The organism is Actinomyces ruminis, assembly GCF_002154335.2.
In the GTDB taxonomy this organism is placed as follows: Bacteria; Actinomycetota; Actinomycetes; order Actinomycetales; family Actinomycetaceae; genus Actinomyces; species Actinomyces ruminis.
This window is the reverse complement of sequence record NZ_MTPX02000039.1, coordinates 33,835-56,062: the sequence shown is the minus strand read 5'-3', so window position 1 is coordinate 56,062 and position 22,228 is coordinate 33,835. Positions and strand designations below refer to the sequence as shown.

Genomic DNA, 22,228 nt, shown 5'->3' with positions numbered 1-22,228 from the left:
CGGCAAGGGCGGTCATGACGGCCAGTACCCCGGATCCGCTCCCGGCGCGCGCGGATACCCGTGCGCGCCGGGAGGCGCTCATCCGCGAGCTGCGTGAACGCGGCGAGATGGAGGTATCCGAGCTTTCTGCGCGCTTCGGGGTGTCCGTAGAAACCATCCGCCGCGACCTGCGCCAGCTGGAGTCGAGCGGCCGCATCATCCGCTCCTATGGTCGGGTGGCGGCCGCGGAGTCGGCCGCCTACGAGACCAGTCAGGCCTTCCGCTCCAGCCACAATGCCGCGGAGAAGGACCGCATTGCCCGGGCGGCCGCCGCCTGCCTGGGGCACGCAGAAACGGTGTTCCTCGACGAGGGCAACCAGCCGCTGTTGGTCGGGCGATCGCTTCCCGTCGACCGCCCCCTCACCGTGGTGACCACCTCCCTGCCCACGGCGCTCGAGCTGGCCGAGCGACCGCGCTACACCGTGATCACCGTCGGCGGCCGGATCCGGCCCACCACCCTGGGCGCCGTCGATAGCTGGGCCACCGCCATGCTGGAGCGGATGGAGCCGGATCTCGCCTTCATCGGCGCCAACGGCGTCACCGACGCGGGCTGGCTGACCACCCCGGACCCGGCGGTGGCCGCGGTCAAGGAGACGGCGCTGGGCGTCTCCCGGCGGGCAATCTTCGTCGGCAACCACACGAAGTTCGGCCATTCCACCTTCGTGCGCTTCGGGCACGTGCGCGCCCTGGAGCGGATCATTACCGGCCGGGAGCTGCGTTCCACGACGGCGCGCAGACTCGGCGCCCTGGGCCCACAGGTCGACCGAGTCTGAACTGGAGCGGAGTGTCTGACTCAGGAGCGCGGTGGCCGACTGCCGCCGACACTCGACATGGCATCGACGACCGCTCGCAAGCCTGCCCCGCTCTGGTCGTGACTCGGGGTGAACATTGTCGGAAACGGTCACAAACGCTGGTTTCTCCTGATCGTCAGAATCGAGCAACCGCATGATTTCAACGTTTTGCAAGTAACGGATTGGCGCCGCGAGCGCGTTTGTAACCGTTTGCGACAATGCGGGACCGGTGGGGCTTCGGCAAGGCGGGACGGATGAGCCGGACAGGGGCACCGGCGCCGCCGGATAGCCGCCGTCAACGCTCTCCGGGGTAGCCGCGCGGGCTACCCCACGTCCTCAACCCGCCCAACTCACATCCCCAGCCAGGAAACGGTCACCAGCGCGTCCGGATTCGGTAAACTCCGGCCCTGTTCGGTCGCCTTGAGCCGCGTCATCCGGGCATTTCCGGAGTCGGACACCGGCAAACTGCACGCCCGCAACCAGTCACCGAGGCGGTCACCGCTCGGTCCCACACTTGATGCCACCGGCGAAGGACGCCGGCCCCTGAAACAGCGACCAAAGGTGATCGAGCAACGATGCCCTCCTCCAACAGGCTCATAGCAGCCATACAGAAGACTGGATTCCCCACCAACCTCGCCACCGGATTCCTGGCGGTCATCATCTTCGTGATCGGTGACGGCATCGAGGCGGTGTGGATCACCAACTACCTGTCCAGCAGTTCGGTCGGCTTCGCCGTCTCCCAGGCCTCAATGATCGTCACCTCCTACGGGGTGGTCGTCGCCATTGCGGCCTTCCTGTCCGGCGCCCTGTGCGATGCAATCGGCTGCCGGCGGGTAATGCTGATCGGCCTGGTGTCATTCCTGGTGTTCGACGCACTGTTCATCGCCGTCGGCCTGCCCAGCCACAATCTGCCGCTGCTACTCCTGTTCTATGGCATGCGCGGCTTCGGCTACCCCATGTTCGCGTACGGGTTCCTCACCTGGACCATGATGGTGACCCCGCCCGCCCGCCAGTCCTCGGTCTCCGGCTGGTTCTGGTTCGCCTTCAGCCTGGGCATGCAGCTGCTCGGCTCCTACCTCTCCAGCCTGCTGCTGCCGCACATCGGTCACATCGCCACCCTCTGGCTCGGTTGGGCGCTGGCCGCCGTGGGCGGCGTGATCGGCATGCTGTTCCTGCGGCTGCACCCCTCCTCGGCGCAGACCCGCGGCAAGTCCGTGGTGGAGTCCGTCGGCTCAGCCGTATCCGTGCTGTGGCGCTACCCCAGGGTGTCCATTGGCGGCATCGTAAAGGTCATCAACCTCTCCGGCCAGTACGGCATGCAGGCCTACTACGTGGTCTACCTGCACAAGGTCTACGGCATGCCCGAGTCCCAGGCGATCCTGGAGTTCTCCATCTTCGGCTTCGTGGCCATCCTCGGCGACGTCTTCTGGGGCGTGGTCGGCGACAAGCTCGGCTGGCGCAACACCCTGCAGTGGTTCGCCACCCCGATCACGGCCGCGGCGCTGGCGTACATCTACCTGATCCCGATCGTCGCCGGGCCGAACTTCTTCCTCATCGCCCTGGGCACCTCCGCCGTCGGCATCGGCCTGAGCGCCCACGTGCCGACCACACCGCTGATCACCGCCCACGCCCACGGGGAGACCGGCAACGCACTGGCCATCCTCAACCTCGGCGCCGGCCTTGGTGCCTTCGTGGGTCCGGCCATCGTCACCCTGCTCATGGGCGATGAGACCACCGCCGGCGGCTACCTGTGGGTGGCCATGGCGCTGGCCGGAATCTACGTCGTCTCCTTCTTCCTGTGTTTCGCCCTCAAGCTCCCCGGCAACGCCGCATCCTGGAGAACTTCACCGACGACGTCGATACCCGTAAGGAGCCGGTCAAGGCCTGACCCGCACGCAGCCCGCCACACCAAAGTCACCCTGCAAGCCCACGCACCGACAAGATACTGGTTCACCATCAAAGACAAGGATGTCCATCATGACCACCACACTCGCCGCCTCCCCGCTCGCCCCCACCTACGACCGCTCCGCCCTGACCACCGGGATCGTGCACATGGGCGTGGGCGGCTTCCATCGCGCCCACCAGGCCATGTACCTCGACCGCCTCATGCGGGCGGGCAAGGCCCTGGACTGGGGCATCTGCGGGGTGGGCCTGCTGCCCCAGGACGCGCGCATGCGGGACGCCCTGACCGGCCAGGACTTCCTGTACAGCCTGACCCTCAAGCACCCCGACGGCCACCACGAGCCGGCCATCATCGGCTCCATCTGCGACTACCGCTTCGCCCCCGAGGACCGCGCCGGGGTGCTGGAGGTGATGACGGCGCCGACCACCCGGATCGTCTCCCTGACCGTCACCGAGGGCGGCTACAACATCGACGACGCCACCGGCGCCTTCCGCGCCGAGGCGCCCGGGGCCGCTCACGACGCCGCCCACCCCCACGAGCCGGAGACCTCCTTCGGCTACATCGTTCAGGCGCTGCGCCTGCGCCGCGAGGCCGGCGTCGCCCCGTTCACGGTGATGAGCTGCGACAACCTCCCCGGCAACGGAGGATCGCCCGCACCGCCGTCGTCGCCCAGGCGCGCCTGTCCGACCCGGAGCTGGCCGACTGGATCGACGGCAACGTCGCCTTCCCCAACTGCATGGTCGACCGGATCACCCCGCAGACCACCCCCGCCGACATCGAGGAGGTGCGCGCCGAGCTGGGCGTCGAGGACGCCTGGCCGGTGGTGGCCGAGCCCTTCACCCAGTGGGTGCTGGAGGACGACTTCCCTGCGGGGCGGCCGCCGTACGAGGAGGTCGGGGTGCAAATGGTCGACGATGTCGTCCCCTACGAGCTGATGAAGCTGCGGTTGCTGAACGCCTCCCACCAGGGCCTGGCGCACTGGGGGCGGCTGCTGGGCATGGAGTTCGCCCACACGGCCGCCGCCGACGCGACATCGCCGCCTGGGTGCGCGCCTACCTGGAGCGGGAGGCGCGGCCGCGGCTGCTGCCGGTGCCGGGCATCGACCTGGACGAGTACATCGACACGCTCTTCGAGCGCTTCACCAATGAGGCGATCGCGGACACGCTGCTGCGACTGGCGCAGTTCGGGCCGTCAGGCATGCCGAAGTTCGTGCTGCCGACCGTGCGCGACAACCTGGCCGCGGGCGGGCCGGTGCGTCTGGGGGCCGCAATGTGCGCCGCCTGGTCGCTGGGGGTGCTCGGCACCGACGAGAACGGAGAGGCGATCCCGGTGGCCGACGACCTGCGGCCCTTCGCCGAGCAGCAGGAGGCGGGTGACGCGCTCGGCTTCATCGGCAACCGGGAGATCTTCGGCGACCTGGCCGACGACGAGCGCTTCCGCTCCGCCTACGCCGAGGAGCTGGCGGCATTGAAGCGCGACGGAGCGCGTGCCCGCATGCGCGCTCTGCTCGCCTGAGTGCTCGCCCGATCCTCTTCACCGAGACCGGCACAAGTAACACCACGAGACCGGCAGTAATGACGGGCCCGGCGACTTAAGAGTCGCCGGGCCCGTCGGGTGCGTCGAGTTCGGGCGGCCGCCGTCGGTCAGCCGGCCGTCGCCGTCGCCTTGTCCTTCTGTAGTGCCGCCCGCTCACCAGCGGGGAGCCATCCGGAGTTGACCAGCCGGACCTGATACCACCAGGCCGCCGCGAACAGAAGCCCGCCGAAGGCGAGTGCGGTCAGCGAACCGCCGACAGCTCCCAGACGGCTGAGCAACCCCACGATTGACCCGAACCAGCCGAAGTCGGCGTCACCGAAGGTGGAATTGGCCAGGCCGAGGGTGCCCATGACCGTCAACAGGGCCGCAGGCAGGAAGGTAATGAGCACACCATTGACGAATCCGCCCAGGATCGCGCCGCGGCGCCCGCCGGTGGAGTTGCCGAATACGCCGGCACCGCCGCCGTCGAAGAAGTGCGGAACCATGCCCGGCAGGATCAATGCCATGCCCCAGGCCGGCCCGAACCAGACGGCGATCAGTGCCAGGGATGCCAATCCGCCCACGAAGGAGGCGATGAAGCCGATCAGGGAGGCGTTGGGGCCAAAGGGGAAGACGATCGGAATATCGAGCGCGGGCTTGGCACCTGGTACTACCCGGTTGGCGATCCCCTGGAAGGCCGGCACCAACTCACCAAGAATGATGCGCACCCCGTACAGGATGATGCTGACGCCGATTCCGAACTGTAGTGCCTGGGCGAAGGCCGCCATGATGTAGGAGCCGTAGGTGGCGTTCGTCTGTGTGCCTTCGAAGACGGCCATGAGTTCGTCGCGGGGCACGGCGATGATGCCCCACACGGCGAATACCAGGTACAGGACCAGCATGAGCAGGGTGGTAGACACCATGGAGTCGCGCAGGAAGCGCAGTCCCTGCGGGAACTTCATGTCCTCGGTGGAGCGCGAGCGCTTGCCTACTGCGCTGCCCAGCGCACCCGCCAGCACGTAGCCGACCGTGTTGAAGTGCCCGACGGCCAGCTTGTCATCGCCGGTAACCCGGTTCATGTAGGGCTGGGCGAAGGCAGGCATCACCACCATGATGATGCCCATGAGCACCGAGCCGACCGCCACCACGAGAACGGAGTGCCCGGGGCCGAATCCCACCGACAGGACGACGGCCAGCAGCGTGGCCATGAACACCATGTGGTGCCCGGTCAGGAATACGTACTTCAGCGGCGTGAATCTGGCCAGCAGCAGCATGATCAGGAAGCTGAGCACAATGAGGTAGGCCGAGGTGGCGCCGTACTCGCTCGCCGCCTGGGCGGTGATGACCTCGTTGGTGGGAACAACGCCGTGGGCCCCGGTCACCATGAAGATGAGATCGCCGAACGGTGTCAGGGAATTGGTCACCACCGTGGCACCGGCGCCGAGAATCAGGTATCCCATTGCCGCCTTGAGGCCTCCCCCGATGACCTGTCCGGCAGACTTGCGCAGGGCGACGAGTCCGACGGCGGCGACGATGCCGATCAGGTAGGCGGGAACGTTGAGGATCTCCTGGCTGATGAAGTCGAGTACCGCGACCAGCGCGTTCATTGGATCTTCTCCCTCAAGGCGGTCTCGATCTCGGAGATGTCGGTGAAGTTGCGGACCACGGCGACCGGGGTGGACAGGCCCGTCAGCTCCTCGGCCAGCTCTGCGGAGGTGATGATCAGGTCGGCACTCTGCGCGGCTCCCTTTGCGGTACCGATGTCAGAAGTGCTGACGTCCGCATCAATGCCGAGTGAGGCCGCGGCCTGCTCGACGTTCATCTTCAGCAGCATCGAGGTGCCGATGCCCATGCCGCAGACGCAGGTGATGTTCATTGTTCTTCCAATCCGGTAGAGGTGGCGGTATCGGTAGAGGCGGGGTCGAGCAGCGCACGTAGCGCCGCAGGGGTGGGCACGCGGTCCAGCTCGGCACGCGAGGCGGGGTCAGACAGGGCGCGGGCAAGCGCGGCCATGACGTCCAGGTGCTCTCGCTCGTCCTTGGCTGCCAGGCCGACGACGTGACGCACCGGATCATTTGGGCTGCCGAATTCCACGGGATGCGCCAGCCGCACCCAACTCATGCCGGTGTGCAGCACCGCGGGCGAGGGGCGCGAGTGCGCCAGAGCGAGCCCGGGGGCAATGACGATGTAGGGACCGTGCTCCTCCACGGCCGCGATCATCTCCTCGGTGTACTCGGGCGTAGCCGCCCCCGAAGCGGTAAGTCCTTCCCCCGCAAGCCTAAGCGCTTCGCGCCAGTCGGCCGCGTCTGCATCAAGTCGGAAAGAGGCGTCCGGTAAAGCGGTGGACAGAGTGAGAACAGCCATCGTTGCCTCTTCTCGTCATGTGGGCCAGTGGGTTCCGGCGGGAACGACGATACCGGCCGTAGACCTGTTATGTAAAGAGCTTTACAAAACTGTCCTCATGCGGGTGCCTTGAGGCCACCCGGGCCAATAGTGCGTCCAAATGTGCGGGGGCTGTCAGCAGATCCTGAGCCAGCAGCGCCGAGCCGACCACACCAGCGTCAGCCCCCAGCCGCGCCAACGCAACGACGAGTTGCCGGGTCGTCTCCTGCGGCCCGGCGGCTTCCAAGGCGGCGCGCAGCGGTTCCAGGAACACCGCTCCGCCGTCGGCGAGGGCACCGGCCACCACCACGGCTGAGGGATTGAGCACCGCAACGACCGGGGCAAGTGCGCGGCCCACGAGTCGCGCCGAGCGTTCCAGCAGCTCGATGCTCAGCGAGTCCCCGCGCAAAGCGAGTCCGGACAGATCCTCACTGCTGTCCACGGTCCAGCCGGCCTCGCTCAGGCGCTCCCGCAGGGCCCAGCCGCCGGCAACCGACTCCAGGCAACCGAATCTCCCACAGCGGCACTGCCGCCCCTCTGGAATCTGCAGATGCCCGATCTCTCCGGCCGCTCCGGTGGCACCCGTGCGCACGACGCCGCTGATCACTGCGGCTGCGGCAATCCCCTCTCCCGCCTTGACCAGGATGATGCCGTCGGGGTTGGCCCAGTGCATCCGGTACTCGCCGAGTGCGGCCACCTGCACGTCACTGCCCACGGCCACCGGGATGCCGTCGAATTCTCCCGCCAGCTCCGCGGCGACGTCGACGCCGTGCCAGCCGGGCATGAGCGCCGGGTGGGCCAGGCGGCCCGAGAGCGGGTCGACCGGAGCAGGGACGCAGACTCCCCCACCCAGGACACTGTCCGTGGCACCGATCTCCTGGAGCATTGCCCTCAAACGGCGCCGCACCCAGGGGAGCACCGTGCCGGGACCGCCGGAGAGGTCCAGCAGCCGGTCGTCGCGCGCGAGAATCGTCCCGGCGAAGTCCGTCACCGCCAAGTTGGTGCGTGAACTACCGATATCGACGGCCAGCAGCACGCCACAGCCGGGGCGAATCCGGAATACCGTGCGCGGTCTGCCGCCGGTTGAGGCGTCCTGCCCCGCTTCATCCACAAGCCCCGAACGCAGCAACACATCGAGGCGCTTGCCGAGCGTAACCCGCGACAGTTGTAGACGATCCTGAAGCTCGGGCCTGGTGGTCGCCTCTCCGCGACGGATCAGCCCGAGGAGTTCACTCGCCTCAGCCTCTCGCACGTTACCCATGACGCCGCCTCATGCTTGCCCCTTTCAGCGATAGTACCCAATTCGCCGCTTTCGATGGCAGCCCCGGGCAGGCCAGGACACCCGCGCATCTCGCTCCACACCCTCCGCCTCGCTATTTGCAGCTCCCGACACCGCCGCCATGTCCGCCTACACCCGCCCGGCAGGATAGCCTTGGGATCCGTGAGCACCCGCGTCATCCTGCTTGCCGGCCCGTCCGGCTCCGGTAAGACGTCCCTGCTGCGCCGCTGCGGCGCACACCGTCTCAAACTCGACGACTTCTATCGCGACGGCGACGAGCCGGGCATGCCTCTACTGGACGGCACTTTCTCGGGCGCGGACGGCGTCACCCGGGCCAAGGCTCAGAGCGCCATCGACTGGGACAACCCCGCCTCCTGGGACGCAGACCGCGCCATGGCTGCGATTCTGGAATTGTGCGCGGAGGGCTCCACGACGGTGCCCGTTTACTCGATCCGGGACAACGCCACCGTCGACTACACCACCCTCGATGTTGACTCCCCGCCGGTGTACGTCGCGGAGGGCGTGTTCGCCGCGGAACTCGTCGACCGCTGCCGGGAGGCCGGTGTGTTGGCCGACGCGCTCGTACTGCGGCGTCCGCGCCTGCAGACCTGGTGGTTCCGGCTGCGCCGGGACCTGGCCGAGCACCGTAAGCCGGTACACGTGTTGCTGCGTCGCGGGCTGCGGCTCGCGCGGGAGGAGCCCGCCAAGATCGCCGGCTGGGTGGCGAAGGGCTGCCGTCCGGTCGATCGCGCCGAGTGCGAAGCCATCATCACTCGACACCTCAGCGCTGACATTCAGCGCTCCCGGGCCGACGACGCGGCCTGAGTCCTGTGTCCCGCGTTCCTCTTCCCCGCCCGCCCCGCGCCAAGTCAATCCGGCCGCGGGATCTTGCGCCCGTAGCCGCCGTCGCCCTGCGTGCGGGAGGATACGCCGATCTGGCGTGGTTCAGAGGCATCGACGTATCCGGGGTGGACCTGCGAGGTCTCGAGCTGGTCGAGTGCGTCATGGAGGACGTGCGGGCGGACCGCACCCGTCTGGAGGACTTCCGCCTGGCGGAGTCACGCGTGGACCGGTTGGCGGCATCGGAACTGCATGCACAGCGGTCGGTATGGCGTGAGGTCTCCTGGGAGTCCTCGCGGGTCGGGGCCTTCGAATGCCACGACGCACAGTGGCGCAGCGTACTGATTGAGGGCTGTCGCATCGGCTTTCTAGGGCTGGGGCGGTCCAATCTGCTGGATGTCCGCCTGCGCGACTGCACGCTGGACGCGCTCGATCTGACTGCTGCCACGCTCAACCGGGTAGCTTTCGACGACTGCCGCATTGGCGAGTTGCGGATCCGGGAAAGTCGGCTCCAAGACGTGGATCTGCGGGGCCTCACACTTAACCAGGTCGACGACGCCGCAAGCCTGCGCGGCGCCTGGGTGAGTGCCGATCAGCTTGTGGAACTCGCGCCCGCGCTCGCCGCACATGTGGGCCTACGGATCGTCTAGCTCCTACTCCTGTTACTCCTTGCTCTTCCCCTTCGTCGAGGCCGGTACCAGTGACGTGTGGGGCCGCCTGGCGTTTTACGACCTTGGGGTGCATTCCACGACCCCGGGGTGGTCGTGCAACGTACCCCAAGGTCGTAAAACGTCAACAGACCATCCCTCCGGCCCCACCAAGCAACCCCACCCGCCCCCCTCCGGGTTTTCCACAGGGGGCCGCGGGCCGGGTGGCGACGACGGCGAGGGTCACGGTACGGTTGCGGAACACCGGCACACCGCCCCCGTCCGGGTCCTCAACGAGGAGGCCACCCACAACATGCCCACACACACCAACACACGCCGCGGCCACCGCGCCGCCGCGCTGGCCGCCTGCCTGACAGGCCTCGCGCTGCTGGCCACCGGCTGCTCAAATGCCAGCAGCCGCGCCACCTACACCCCCACCTGGGCCCCAACACCCACCGCCGCTGCTTCCCCCACCCCGACGCTGTCCCCAGAGGACGCCGCCGCCCGGGCCACCGCCCTAGCCATGGAGCCCCCGGAGGCCTACGCCCCAGAATTCACCCCCGAAGGCGCCGCCGCCGCAGCCGCATACTTCCTAGAGCTAGTCCCCTACGTGTACGCCACCGGCGACCTGGAGGCCTGGCAGAACATGAGCGACGACAACTGCGAATTCTGCACTGGAGTAGGAAACGAAGCATCCGAGATGCACGACGCAGGAGGCTGGATCGACCGGTGGGAGCAGGAGATCATGCCTTTGGAAGGGTGGGTAGATGACACAGACCCCAACCGCTACGTCGTACGAGCCAAGTAACCTCAGACGGCTATACCGAGCATTCGACATCCTACGGCTCAGCGCAGCAGACCGAGGCTTACGATCATAGACTCCTAATTCAGATGCATTGGAGTGGCAATGACTGGACCGTTGAAGCCGTTCAGACCGACGATGACGGAGACGAAGAATGATGCGCGGTCGCATCACCTCCCGCATAGCGTCACTAATCGCCCTACTAACATTGTTCGCTCCTGCACATGCTGCGATGTTACCCGGTCAATCAACCGACAAATATGACGCTCATGCCTATGGCAGTTCGGTGACGGTTACTGGTAGCACGTCTCGTCAGGTGTTCTCGTTCGCGCCAGGCGGGCCGGCCGCGGCAACCACCAGCAACAACAGCCGGGCCGTGTACGACGAGGCCGCGATACGCAAGGCACAGGAACGCTACCGGCTATGCTTCCAATCGCTAGCCACGGCCGCATTAACCATCGGAGGCAACAGATCCATCTCGGAATGCACCACCGACACCACAACCACCCAGACCACCAACAACACCACCGACACCACCACAACCATCACCATCACCGCCACCGACGCCGCCACCCTCCTAGCCAACGGCTCCGGCATCACCCGCCAACCCCCAGGCCCAGAAATACTGCTAACCAAGGACTTCATCGTCTACACCAACCCCAACACCCAAACCCTCACCACCACCATCGCCGGCACCGAAGTCACCATCCACGCCACCCCCACCAACTACACCTGGGACTGGGGCGACGGCACCACCACAACCACCACCGACCCCGGAGCCCCCTGGCCCAACCAAACCATCACCCACCACTACACCCACACCGCCACAAACATCACCACCACCCTCACCACCACCTGGCAAGCCACCTACACCCCCAACGGCGGCACCACCCAACCCATCACCGGCACCATCACCACAACCAACACCACCACCCCCTACAACATCCTCCGCACCACCACCTACCTCACCGACCAAGCCGAAACCACCCAGCAACACTAAAACCACAATCCAACGCACACGCAGCGACTTCCGCCATAACTCAGCTGGAGGATCACCCTATGTCCGGGGCAGTCATCGTTTTCGATGTCGACGGGACACTCATGGACCACAGGAGAGCTGCAGACGAGGGCCTGGGCAGCTTTCTCCGCCTGATGGGGACCGATCCCACGCCGTCGCTGCGCGACGTCTGGTTTCAGGCAGAGCAAGAGCACTTCACGGCATGGCGACAGGGGCAGATTAGCTTCACCGAGCAGCGACGTCTCCGCATGGCGGACCTGCTCAAGACGCTAGGCAATACCGTCAGCGGTGATACCCAACTTGACCGGCTCTTCGACACCTACCTGACCGAGTACGAACGCGCCTGGCGGCCATACCCCGACGCGTCGCCATGCTTGGAGGAACTGCTCAATCATGGCTTTGAGCTGGCAGTGTTCAGCAACGGAGACAACAGGCAGCAAAACAAGAAACTCGAGCGGATCGGTGTCCGCAAATACTTCTCCTGCGTACTCACCTCGGATTCCTTGGGAGCCGCCAAACCTCACCGGGAGGCATTCGACCGGGCAGCCGAAGCACTCAATGCACCAGGCACGGAACTCACCTATATCGGCGACGACGTCGAAGTCGACGTGCTAGGTGCACGCGCCGCTGGTTGGCACGCCATCCTCCTGGACCGGTTCGACGCCAACCACATCCAAGGGCGTATCAAGTCGCTAAGTGAGCTGCCTGCACTCCTTAAGCGGTGACGCCAACGGAACTACCCCCCTCCCGGACAAGGCCCTGAACGGCTCCCGCTACCCCCTGCCGGACTTGACAATGGCTTTCTTTCCCCTAAACCATCACCGCCATCCTCGGGAAGGAGTTGACCGGGCATACTGAGGCCGTATTCACCCAGTCCGACAGTAGCTACGGGTACCCGAGGATGACCGTGCCCTTGAACCGGCTGGGCGTGTCGAGAGGACACGGTCAGGTAGATCATGCGCCAACTGCGCCTGCACTAGTTATCCCACCACGATCCGCGACTTTCGCGGGCAGCACCTGGATGAGGCACCGAGCCCCTTCCGCGAACACCAGGCTTGAGTCTCGTCAATTCCTCGACGCGACAACGGTAGCGAGATACGCCGGCCATCCTGCATACGTTGGCAGCCCTACTGTGCTCCCGCTATCTGAGTAACACGCTCCGACGCGTGCGAGGCGATGATCGACATGGACTGGACACTCAACATCGCCAGTGTTACCGATCTTGCACATGTGGCCCGGATTGATCTCCTGGAAATAGGTGCCAGGCCTGGCGATATTAAGCACGAGCCGTCCGCCTTGGGCTAGCGTCGTGCAAGGAGACTCCAGTTAACGCGACGAGGGCTGCGGGGCGTGAGTCTCCACCGCCCCCCGCCCCCAGTCTCCCGGCCGCCTCACGATGTTGCGTGCCACCGGCACAGACCCACTGATGCGCATCTCGAAGGTCGACGGGCCCAGCAGGGCCGCTCCGGATCGCATCAACGACATCTACACACCACAGGTATACATCGTGTGTATAGTTCCGCACATGGACACACGCCTCACCCTCCTCGGGCTCCTCGGCACCGGTCCCGGCTACGGCTACGACCTCAAGACGCACTGGGACCGCTGGTTCGCCGACACCAAGCCGCTCGCCTTCGGCCAGGTCTACGCCACGCTCGCCCGCCTGCTACGCGACGGCCTGATTGTCCAGACCGGGGCCGAAGCGGGCGCCGGCCCGGACCGCAAGCGCTACGAGATCACCGCGCGCGGGCGCAGTGCCGTCGAGGAGTGGATCCGCAGCCCCGAGGTCCCCTCCGACTCCATCCAGGCTGACCTGTTCGCCAAGACCATCATCGCCCTCCTGCTCGACGACGACGCCGAGCGCCTCCTGGACCTGCAGCGCGCCGCCCATACCTCCCGCATGCGCGAGATCACCCGCCGCAAGGAGGGGGCCGACCTACATACGATCCTCATCGCCGACCATGCCCTGTACCACCTGGAGGCCGACCTGCGCTGGATCGACCTGACCGCCGCCCGCCTCAACGAATTGCGCCGGGAGGTCCGGGCATGAGCACCGCATTAACCACCACCTCCCCGGGCTCAATATCCGCACCCGACGTAGTCCTGCGGGCACGCGGCCTGGAACTCGCCTTCGGCACCACCCGCGCCCTGCGCGGCGTCGACATCGACATCGCCGCGGGCGAGGTCCTGGCCGTCACCGGCCCTTCCGGCTCGGGCAAGTCCACCCTCCTGCACGTGCTGGCGGGCGTGCTGACACCGGACGCCGGCAGCGTGCAATACGGCGATCGCAACGTCGTCTCCCTGGGAGAGGCCGACCGCGCCCGCCTGCGCCTGGCCGAGTTCGGCTTCATCTTCCAGTTCGGCCAGCTTCTACCGGACCTGTCGGCGCTGGACAACGTGACCCTGCCGCTCCTGCTGGCGGGCGTCTCACGTCGCCGGGCACTGGAGCGCGCCCACGCCCAACTGGATGCCCTCGGCCTGAGCGAGCACGAGCGCAAACTACCCACCCAGCTCTCGGGCGGGCAGGCCCAACGGGTCGCCGTCGCCCGTGCCCTAGTCACCTCGCCGCGCATCCTGTTCGCCGATGAGCCGACCGGTTCCCTGGACTCCCTGGCCGCCGAGCAGACGATGGGCACGCTGCTCGAAGCCGCCCGCACCGCCCACTCCACGCTGGTGGTCGTCACCCACGATGCCCGCATCGCCGCCTACGCCGACCGCGAGGTGATCATCCGTGACGGCCGCGTCAGCCTCTCCAGGGCGCCCGGTCCGACGGCGAGGAGCGGACACGATGAACACACTTCCCCTGACCCGTCTGGTGGTTGCCGGCGACCGTTCCTCCCGACGTCGTCTTGCGGGAATCACGGCAGGCGTCATGATCGGCGTCGCGCTCTTCCTGTTGCTGGTCGCCGCCGGGCAGGCCTTCGGGGTGCGCTCCGAGCGCTCCACCTGGACCGATCTACAGCCGATACGGCCGGGGGCGATGCAGGAGATGGAGGAGGACACCGTACTGACACCGGAGACGGCCGCCGCCGTTTCGGCCTTCGATCATTATGAGGGCCAGGTCATCACCGTGCTGATGGTCGCCACCACACCGGACACCCGCGTGCGCATTCCCGGCTCCGACGTCGTCCCCCACCCCGGTCAGTACCTCGCCTCCCCGGCGCTCGCCACGCTCATCGACGCCGTTCCGGCCGACCAGTTGGGTGAGCGCTATGGGCAGCAGATCGGCGTCCTGGCCGACGACGCCGTCGAGGGGCCGGACTCCCTGGTGCTCGTTCTCGGTGCCGAGCAGGCCCAGGTGCTTCGATGGCAGGGTTCGAGCACGCCCCAGGTGGTCACCGAGTTCATCGGCTACGACTACGCCTCCCAGAGCTACCGAATCGTCGCGATCATAGGCGCTATCGCCGTGCTCGTGCCGGTGCTGTTGCTGATTGCCATCGTCACCGGCCTCGGTGCCGCGCAGCGTGCCGAGCGCTTCGCCACGCTGCGGCTGATCGGTGCCACCCCCGGACGGGTGGCGCGGATCGCCGCTACGGAGACCGGCGTGACGACCCTTGTGGGAGCGCTGTTCGGCGTCGTCCTCTATCTCGTCCTCATCCCGCTGGCGGCACGCATCGAGATCGGCTCCTCGACCTTCTTCCCACGCGATCTGCTGACCTCGCCTACAGTCATCGGCATAACCATCGTCGCCGTCCCCCTGGTGGCGGCGGCGGTGACCTGGTGGACCACGCTGCGGGCCGACGTCGGCCCCCTGGGCGCCTCCCGCGAGCGCCGCGAGCACCCGCCCCGACTGCTCTCTCTCCTGCCCCTGCTGCTGGGGTTGGCGGGGCTGACGGTCGTGCGCGTTCTCACCGGCGAGACCGAAGCCGGCTCCGGGATCGCCGACAGTATTCCCGTGGTTCCCCTGCTGGTGGCTTCATTCGTGCTGACCATGCTGGGGCTGCTGTGGGCAGGTCCGCTACTGACCTGGTGGTGCGCCCGCCTGGTGCAGGGCCGGGCCCGCGGGGCGGCGCAGGTGATCGGCCTGAGCAGGCTCATCCAACATCCCCGGGCGACCTTCCGCGCGGTCGGCGGCCTGGTGGTCGCCGTGTACGCGGTGACACTGTTCGCCGTCGCCATCACCGCTGCGTCCGGCACTCCGGAACTACACCAGGGCCCCGGGTATCTGGCGCCGACAACGCTGTACACGCTGCACGATCTCGGCGGCGCGGACGCAGTCGAGCAGGCGACCACCCGGATCGCACAGGTTGAGGGCGTAACCGCCGTCGCCGTCGCCCGGAACGCACCGGGAGACGCGTCAATGCGGCTGGCGCTGCGGAACGAGGATGCCCGCGCCCTGGGCGCCCTACCGGACACGTCCGCGGACTCGGAGTGGGTTAGTGTCAGCTGGGACTGGCTCCTCAATGAGGTTGCCGACCCGCGGCCGCTCGCCGCGCCCCCGGACGAGGCCGCGGCCACGCTGCTGGTGGCCACCGACGGCCAAGCCGCCTCGGTGGAGCGGGCGCGCACCGCCGTGGTGAATTCGGGCTCGGGAGTGATCAACCAGTATCCGATCTCGCGGGTCGACAACGTTGCCACCTCGGCCACCGCCCCGGAGAACCAGTTCGCGGCCCTGGGCTACATCGGCATACTCATCGCCGCAGGAGTATCGACGGCGGCGCTGGCGGTATCCACCGTCTCCTCGCTGCTGGCACGGCGGCGGGTACTGTCCCTGCTGCGCCTGGTGGGTATGCCCCGGCAGACACTGCGGCAGGCGGTCGCCTGGGAGATGCTGCTGCCCGTGGCCACGGTGCTGGCGCTGAGCATCGGCGCGGCGGTGTACACGGCGTGGATCCTCATCGCCGGTGTCTCCTCGCGCGGAGTCGGTTGGCCCGCGGCCTCCTACTACATGGTTCTCAGTGGGTGCTTGGCGATGGTCGGGGTGGCGGTTGCGGCGAGTACGCGGGCAGCAGCCCGTATGGTCGTCTCCGCGACGGTCCGCTTCGAATGACCGAGCGCCGCTGTCTCCAGGCGGAACCACGTGACGGTGAGTAAGGCGCGGCGCATTCGGCACGCCTCGGGGTGTCCGCCCGGCCACCTGTGCGGCCGAGCGGACACCCCGGTGGGATGGACGCCCTCAGTTCGGCTGTTCCTCCCCGGTCCCAAGCAGCCACGCGGCGACGAAGGCGACCACCACCGAGAACACGGCCACGCCGATTGCCCCGTAGAAGTTCGACATCGAGCCGTCAGCGGGGATGTAGGCGGGGAGCGAGGCGAAGCTCGGGCTGGCGATGACGTACTGGGTGGTGCCGAGTACACCGGCCAGCAGTCCCCCCGCACCGCCACCGATGACCGCGGCGATCAGGGGTCTGCGCAGCGGGAACAGCACACCGTAGACACCGGGCTCGGTGATGCCCAGCAGGCCGGTGACGCCGGCGGAGATCGCCACCGACTTGGTCTTGGCCTCCCGGGATCGGAGGCCCACGGCGAGGCAGGCGGCACCGACCGACACGTTGGCGGCCAGCATGCCGGCCATCACCAGCGGATCGCCGCCAACCGACGCCAGCAGGGCGAAGACAACCGGGTAGAGGCATTGTTCATGCCGAAGAACACCAGGAACGGCGTCGTCGCCCCGATGATCAGCACGGCCAGCGGTGGCGCGGCGTTATAGATGGCGGTCACGCCGGTGGCCAGCCAACCGCCGACGACGTTACCGACCGGCCCCAGGACGATCAGGGTGACGGGTACGGTCACCAGCATGGTCGCCAGCGGCAGGAACACCGCGCGCAGCGCCCCCGGCAGGATTCGCGCGAAGAACCGGTAGACCACGCTCATGAACAAGGTGCCCAGAATGATCGGGAACACCGTGGTGTTGTAGGTGACCTGGGCGACCGGGAGCCCCGCGAAGGTCAGTCCCTCCGCCCCGTTGATCGTCTCATACAGCAGCACCGTACCGAGGAAGGCCCCAAGGTAGCCGTCCACGTTGAGCTTGCGGGCGGCACTGAATCCGATGAAGACCGGCAGGAAGTAGAAGGCGGCCTGGTTGACGGCGTAGAAGACCTGGTAGGTGCCGGAGGTGTCGGAGACGTGGAAGAAGTTCGTCAGCACCGTCAGCACGGCCCCGGTCAGTCCGCCGGCGATCAGCACGGGAATTACCGGCGAGAAGGTCCCGCCGATGAAATCGAGGACGACGGTCACCCAGCCGCGCCGGCCCGGCGCCGCGTGCCCGGTGGCCTTTGCGCCCTCGGTTGCGCGTTCGGCGTCCTCCGCCGCGGCCTGCTCGTCGACGATGCCGCCGGCCGACTCGAAGTCACCGAGTTGCACGAACTCGTGGTACAGGTCAGTCGCCTCCGGGCCGACCACGATCTGGTACTGGCCATTGCGCTTCACCAGGCCGAGCACGCCGTCTCTTTTCTGGATGGCCTCCTCATCTATCTTGGACGGGTCGTTAGCCGTCAGACGCAGGCGGGTGTAGCAGTGCGCCGCCGCCGCAATGTTCGCCTCTCCGCCCATGTATTCGATCAGGTCGCGGCTCAGCGCGATGCGCTCTTCCTTGACACCCATCAGTCGCTCATCTCCTTGCCCCACTGAGTCGCCCCGGAGGCGATGAAGGACTGGTACCAGTAGTAGGAGTCCTTGGGAATACGGGTCAGGGCCAGCGTCGAGACGTCGTCGGTCGCCTTCTGCTCCTCGTCGGTCGTGTCGATGAAGACGAAGCCGTAGCGCTTCGCCATGCCATTGCCGGTGGACAGCAGGTCGGTGAAGGTCCAGGCGTTGTAGCCGAAGACGTCGACGCCGTCCTCAATGGCCAGGCCGATCTGGTAGAGGTTGTCCCGGATGTAGTCCAGGCGCCGCGGATCGTGAACCTTGCCGTCGGGGCTCTTGGACTCGTGCGCGCCGAGGCCGTTCTCGGTAATCACCATCGGCAGCCGGTAGTGATCCCACAGGTAGCGCAGGGCGTAACGCATCGCCACCGGGTCTATTTCCCAGTCCCAGTCCGTGTACTCAACGTACGGGTTGCGGGTGAGCGCGTACTGGCCGGGAACCACCGGAAAGGTGAGCTCGCCCTTCTTCCCAGACGCGTTCAGCAGGTACTCCTGCGCCTCGGCGTCGGCGGGGGCGTGCCTGGCAGTGTTCGACCGGTAGCAGTTGACGGCGAGGAAGTCGCTCTTCGCCCGTTTCATCGTCTCAATGTCGCCGGGCCGGATATCCGGATCGATGTCGTGGTTGCGCCAATAGTTGTAGAGGAAGGGCGAGTAGTCGCCGTAGGCGTAGGTGTCGCACCAGATCTTCTCGGTGAACTCCTCGGCGTTCATCGCCGCGATCTGGTCCTCGGGCCGGCAGGTCTCGGGGTAAATGGGCACGTAGCCGGGCACCGGTCCGATCTTGCCTCCGTCGACGACTTCGTGGCACAGGTTGACGGCGGTGGCGTGGCAGAGGTTCATGATGTGGTTGATCTTCCACTTGTCGCGGAACCAGTCCTCCACGCCCTTGGAGACGCCGAGCCAGTCGCCATAGCAGATCTGCATGTTCTGCTCATTGATGCTGAGCCAGTACTTGACGCGGTCGCCGAAGGCCTCGAAGCAGGTGCGCACGTAGTGCGCGAAGGCAGGAATGATCTCCCGTGAGCGCCATCCGCCCAGTTTCTCCTGAGCCCACACCGGCATGTCGTAGTGGTACAGGGTGACGATCGGGGTGATGCCGGCCGCAAGCAGCTCGTCGATCAAGTTGTTGTAGAAGGCGATGCCCGCAGGGTTCACCGCACCGTCGGCGGCCGGGATGATTCGGGGCCAGGCGATCGAGAAGCGATAGCTGGTCAGCCCGCACTCCTTCATGAGGGCGACGTCCTCCGCATAGCGGTGGTAGTGGTCCGCGGTGAACTTATTGTCCACGAACGGGGCCTTCTTCTGCGAGTTGAGGTCGATGATCGCCGGCGTGCGGCCGTCCTCGGTGGTGGCGCCCTCAACCTGCCAGGCGGCGCTGGAAGCGCCGAATAGGAAGCCCTTAGGAAAGCGGGGATTCCAGTCGTAGTGCATGTGCCATCTCCTTTGAAGTGCACCAGCGTGGTGGTCCTTCAAAGCTAGGAGCGGCCAACCCCACCGCGGGGTTCACATTCTGAACCCCGCCGCCATAGCGTCCCTGCCGCGCCCGGCCGACCTTTCTTCGCCCACCACGGCACTCCTCTTGCCCGCCGCCGTTTCTCCTCGCCCGCAACCATCGTGAGGTGAGCATCCACGTTCAGTCGAGGACGCCGTCGTCGGGATGCCATCCCGGTTCGAGCGAGCGCCGTACCGCCTCCGAGGCGAGATAGCGGCGCGTGTACTGGCTGTAGACCAGGTCGAAGAAGACGCTCACCCCGTACTTGGAGTAAACGCTCCTGCGCCCCTCCAGGTCCTCCTGACTGAGGTAGATGACCCGGTCGAACAAACGGTCCAATCCCGCCGACCGGTTGGTGGTCAGCACCACGCGGAGCGCGCGCAACGTCCGCATCTGTTTAAAGGCCGCCCTGGCGTAGTTGCCAGTCACCGACACGACCACAATCAGGTCCTCCGAGGTGACTCCGTCGAGCACCGCCGGATCCCCGGAGCCCTCCGTCAGGATGTGGACGAGCTTGCCCCCATAGAGCATGGCCTGCTGGAACTCGCGCACACTCATGGAGGAGAAGTCGGAGGCGAGGCAGACCACTTCGCGTGCCCGGTGCAGCTCCTCCACGAACTCGTGCACCCTACGGGAGGCCGCGACGTCGCGAATGTCGGAGAGCATGCGGATGATACGGGCCGACAGGTAGGCGTCGAATCCGGGCTCATTGGCGTAGTCGACGAAATACCGCCAATGCAGCTGCCACTCGTAGGCCGCCGCCTTGACTCCGGTGAAGGTCTCGAAGCCGATCGCCTGACAGAACCGGCGAATGCTCGACCGCGAGATGGCGCATTCCTCTGCCACCTCGTACACGTTCAATCGAGGCAGCTCATCGAAGTGCTCCAGCAGGTATTTGGACAGCACATAGCCGGGCGAGCCGACCTCGGCGGCGTTGAATGCGCCGAGCAGCGCGTTGAGCAGGCTGAAATGCTTGAGTGAGAAGTGATCCCCGTACTCGGGTCGATCGATCGTCAGCACACCACCATTGTGCGGCCCGGCAGCAAGACAAATGGTATCCAGTCCGCATCGTCGGGCGGGCCGCCCCGACCCGCCCTGCCGACTCAGCCGCGGCGCACCAGGGGGAAGGTGATGGTCTCGCGAATGCCCTGGCCGGTCAGGGCCATCAGCAGCCGGTCCACACCCATGCCCATGCCGCCGCAGGGCGGGAAGCCCTGCTCCATAGCCACCAGGAAGTCCTCGTCCAGCACCATGGCCTCGGGGTCCCCCTTAGCGGCGGCCAGCGCCTGCGCCTCGAAGCGCTCGCGCTGGATCACCGGGTCAGCCAGTTCCGAGTAGGCGGTGGCGGTCTCGGTGCCGCGGATGTACAGGTCCCACTTCTCGGTCAGTCCCGGCCGGGAGCGGTGGTAGCGGGTCAGCGGGGAGGTGTCCTCGGGGAAGTCGAAGACGAAGGTCGGCTCCCACAGGTCGTTGCCGACCGTTTCCTCGAAGATGTCCTCCACGATCTTGCCGGCCACGGCGTAGTCGTCGACCTCCAGGCCGAGCCGCTCCGCAATCCCGACCAGCACCTCACGCGGGGTCTGAACGGTGATCTCCTCCCCCACCGCCTCGGACACCGAGGTGTACAGGTCGAGCCTGCGCCACTGGCCTGACAGGTCATACTCGGTGCCGTCGGCCAGGTGCACGATCTCCTCGCCCTCGCTCAGGTCGAAGGCGTCGCGCGCGGCCTGCTGCACCAGGTTCTGGGTCAACTCGGCCATGCGTGGTAGTCGGAGTAGGCCTCGTACGCCTCCAGCGCGGCGAACTCCGGGGAGTGGGAGGAGTCCATACCCTCGTTGCGGAAGATCCGGCCGATCTCGAACACCCGGTCCACGCCGCCGACCACGGCCCGCTTGAGGTAGATCTCGGTGGCGATGCGCAGGTACAGATCCATGTCGAGCGCGTTCATGTGCGTGATAAACGGCCGGGCGGCGGCGCCACCGTGAATCGCCTGCAGCACCGGCGTCTCCAGCTCGACGTAGTCGCGCCCGTAGAAGTTCTCCCGCAGACTGCGCACTACGGCGGCCCGGGTACGTACCATGTCGCGCGCCGCCGGACGGGTGAGCAGGTCGAGCTCCCGACGACGCACCCGCTGCTCCTCCGAGAGGGTCACCGCCTCTCCGGCCTCATTCGTCCAGGTCTTGGGCAGCGGCCGCAGCGCCTTGGAGGCAATGCGCCAGGCGGGGGTAGCGACGGAGTCGTCGCCCAGCTCGGCCAGGTCCGCGGCGTCGGCACCCTCGCGCAACCCCGGCTCGGCAAAGACGGACAACTCGCCGCGGCGGGAGGCGCCCACGTGTCCGTGAACGAACAGGTGGTCGCCAAGATCGACGTCGGTCTTGAACGCGGCAAGGCTCGAGTGGCCCGCGCCCGGCAGCGACTTGGCCGACAGCATCGCCTGGAGAGTCGCACCGGCGCCGTCCTGCAGGGTGACGAAGCACAGGCGTCCGGTGTTGCGCAGGAAGACGACGCGCCCCGCGACGCCGACGACGTCCTCCGTCTCCTCACCGGCCTGGAGATGACCGTAGCGCTCCCGCACGGCCGCGATGGTGGTGGTCAGCGGTACGGAGACCGGGTAGGGGTCCCAGCCCTCCTGGCGCAGGCGCTCGCGCTTGTCGGACCTGATCCGGAACTGGTCGCCCGATGACGGGGCGGTCTGCCGGGGTTCGGGCCGGGATGCGCCGGGCTCGGCGGCGGCCTGAGGCGCGGAAGTCTGCTGGTTCTCGGGGGCTTCACTCACGCGCGCGAGTGTAACCGCTGGCTCCGCGGGGCTCACATCCGGCCGGCTGCCGGTCTCCACCAGCGTTGACCGGGCGCAGTCCTAGATCGTTCCCGACCCTGAGCCAGACACTCACCGACCTAACCCCACGGGTTGCCACGGCGTCACACCCGCGCACGAG

At 67.0% G+C, this 22,228-nt stretch carries 16 protein-coding genes and 4 pseudogenes; 11 read left to right on the top strand and 9 right to left on the bottom strand.

The window, feature by feature from the left end:
• Nucleotides 1–14 precede the first annotated feature (14 nt).
• The 3 genes and pseudogenes from BW737_RS06400 (at nt 15) to BW737_RS06390 (ending at nt 4,248) form a co-directional block, all read left to right on the top strand.
• Nucleotides 15–812 (top strand): DeoR/GlpR family DNA-binding transcription regulator, encoded by a 798-nt coding sequence (locus tag BW737_RS06400; protein ID WP_086614737.1) that lies wholly within the window; start codon nt 15–17, stop codon nt 810–812.
• A 593-nt stretch (nt 813–1,405) separates the two neighbouring features.
• Nucleotides 1,406–2,584, top strand: a pseudogene (locus BW737_RS06395) (RbtT/DalT/CsbX family MFS transporter); the annotation flags it as partial.
• 223 nt (nt 2,585–2,807) lie between these two features.
• A pseudogene (locus tag BW737_RS06390) lies at nt 2,808–4,248 on the top strand (mannitol dehydrogenase family protein).
• Nucleotides 4,249–4,376: 128 nt separating this feature from the next.
• Here the strand turns inward: BW737_RS06390 and BW737_RS06385 are convergent.
• The 4 genes from BW737_RS06385 to BW737_RS06375 form a co-directional block, all read right to left on the bottom strand.
• Nucleotides 4,377–5,855 carry a PTS ascorbate transporter subunit IIC gene (locus tag BW737_RS06385; RefSeq protein WP_086614736.1) on the bottom strand — a complete coding sequence of 493 codons (1,479 nt, stop codon included), beginning with the start codon at nt 5,853–5,855 and terminating at the stop codon, nt 4,377–4,379.
• Nucleotides 5,852–6,124 carry a PTS sugar transporter subunit IIB gene (locus BW737_RS16170; RefSeq protein ID WP_180272100.1) on the bottom strand — a complete coding sequence of 91 codons (273 nt, stop codon included), beginning with the start codon at nt 6,122–6,124 and terminating at the stop codon, nt 5,852–5,854. Before BW737_RS16170 ends, BW737_RS06385 begins: the two co-directional genes overlap by 4 nt.
• Nucleotides 6,121–6,612, bottom strand: coding sequence for a PTS sugar transporter subunit IIA (locus tag BW737_RS16165; protein WP_180272099.1), 492 nt, complete (start codon nt 6,610–6,612; stop codon nt 6,121–6,123). The genes BW737_RS16170 and BW737_RS16165 overlap by 4 nt, the downstream gene beginning before the upstream one ends.
• 67 nt (nt 6,613–6,679) lie before the next feature.
• Nucleotides 6,680–7,891 carry an ROK family protein gene (locus BW737_RS06375; RefSeq protein ID WP_086614735.1) on the bottom strand — a complete coding sequence of 404 codons (1,212 nt, stop codon included), beginning with the start codon at nt 7,889–7,891 and terminating at the stop codon, nt 6,680–6,682.
• Between the two features lie 180 nt (nt 7,892–8,071).
• Here BW737_RS06375 and BW737_RS06370 point away from each other — a divergent pair, with 180 nt between their 5' ends.
• The 8 genes and pseudogenes from BW737_RS06370 (at nt 8,072) to BW737_RS06335 (ending at nt 16,206) form a co-directional block, all read left to right on the top strand.
• Complete coding sequence (locus BW737_RS06370) at nt 8,072–8,734, top strand: ATP-binding protein (protein ID WP_086614734.1); 663 nt, start codon at nt 8,072–8,074, stop codon at nt 8,732–8,734.
• Between the two features lie 5 nt (nt 8,735–8,739).
• On the top strand, nt 8,740–9,399 hold the full coding sequence (locus BW737_RS06365; protein ID WP_257210554.1) for a pentapeptide repeat-containing protein: 660 nt from the start codon (nt 8,740–8,742) through the stop codon (nt 9,397–9,399).
• Nucleotides 9,400–9,709: 310 nt separating this feature from the next.
• A complete protein-coding gene (locus BW737_RS15650; protein WP_086614732.1) occupies nt 9,710–10,204 on the top strand; it encodes a DUF6318 family protein in 495 nt (164 codons plus the stop codon).
• Between the two features lie 310 nt (nt 10,205–10,514).
• Nucleotides 10,515–11,198, top strand: a complete 684-nt coding sequence (locus BW737_RS06355; RefSeq protein ID WP_086614731.1) for a hypothetical protein — start codon at nt 10,515–10,517, stop codon at nt 11,196–11,198.
• 59 nt (nt 11,199–11,257) lie between these two features.
• The gene (locus BW737_RS06350) at nt 11,258–11,941 is read left to right on the top strand and encodes an HAD family hydrolase (protein WP_086614730.1); all 684 of its coding nucleotides are present in this window, start codon (nt 11,258–11,260) and stop codon (nt 11,939–11,941) included.
• Nucleotides 11,942–12,741: 800 nt separating this feature from the next.
• The gene (locus BW737_RS06345; protein ID WP_086614782.1) at nt 12,742–13,266 is read left to right on the top strand and encodes a PadR family transcriptional regulator; all 525 of its coding nucleotides are present in this window, start codon (nt 12,742–12,744) and stop codon (nt 13,264–13,266) included.
• Nucleotides 13,263–13,988 (top strand): annotated as a pseudogene (locus BW737_RS06340) (ABC transporter ATP-binding protein); the annotation flags it as partial. The gene BW737_RS06345 and the pseudogene BW737_RS06340, both read left to right, overlap by 4 nt.
• Before the next feature lie 100 nt (nt 13,989–14,088).
• A complete protein-coding gene (locus BW737_RS06335; protein WP_257210553.1) occupies nt 14,089–16,206 on the top strand; it encodes an ABC transporter permease in 2,118 nt (705 codons plus the stop codon).
• A gap of 126 nt (nt 16,207–16,332) precedes the next feature.
• Here the strand turns inward: BW737_RS06335 and BW737_RS16730 are convergent, their stop codons facing one another.
• From BW737_RS16730 to BW737_RS06315, 5 genes and pseudogenes are all read right to left on the bottom strand, one after another.
• The gene (locus tag BW737_RS16730) at nt 16,333–16,731 is read right to left on the bottom strand and encodes a PTS transporter subunit EIIC (protein WP_338063877.1); all 399 of its coding nucleotides are present in this window, start codon (nt 16,729–16,731) and stop codon (nt 16,333–16,335) included.
• A complete protein-coding gene (locus BW737_RS06330) occupies nt 16,731–17,759 on the bottom strand; it encodes a PTS transporter subunit EIIC (RefSeq protein ID WP_218961805.1) in 1,029 nt (342 codons plus the stop codon). The genes BW737_RS16730 and BW737_RS06330 overlap by 1 nt, the downstream gene beginning before the upstream one ends.
• Entirely contained in the window at nt 17,759–19,231 is a 1,473-nt protein-coding gene (locus BW737_RS06325; RefSeq protein WP_086614728.1) for a glycoside hydrolase family 1 protein, read from the bottom strand. The genes BW737_RS06330 and BW737_RS06325 overlap by 1 nt, the downstream gene beginning before the upstream one ends.
• A 202-nt stretch (nt 19,232–19,433) precedes the next feature.
• Entirely contained in the window at nt 19,434–20,312 is an 879-nt protein-coding gene (locus BW737_RS06320) for a MurR/RpiR family transcriptional regulator (protein WP_180272098.1), read from the bottom strand.
• Between the two features lie 83 nt (nt 20,313–20,395).
• Nucleotides 20,396–21,954, bottom strand: a pseudogene (locus tag BW737_RS06315) (lysine--tRNA ligase).
• Nucleotides 21,955–22,228 lie beyond the last annotated feature (274 nt).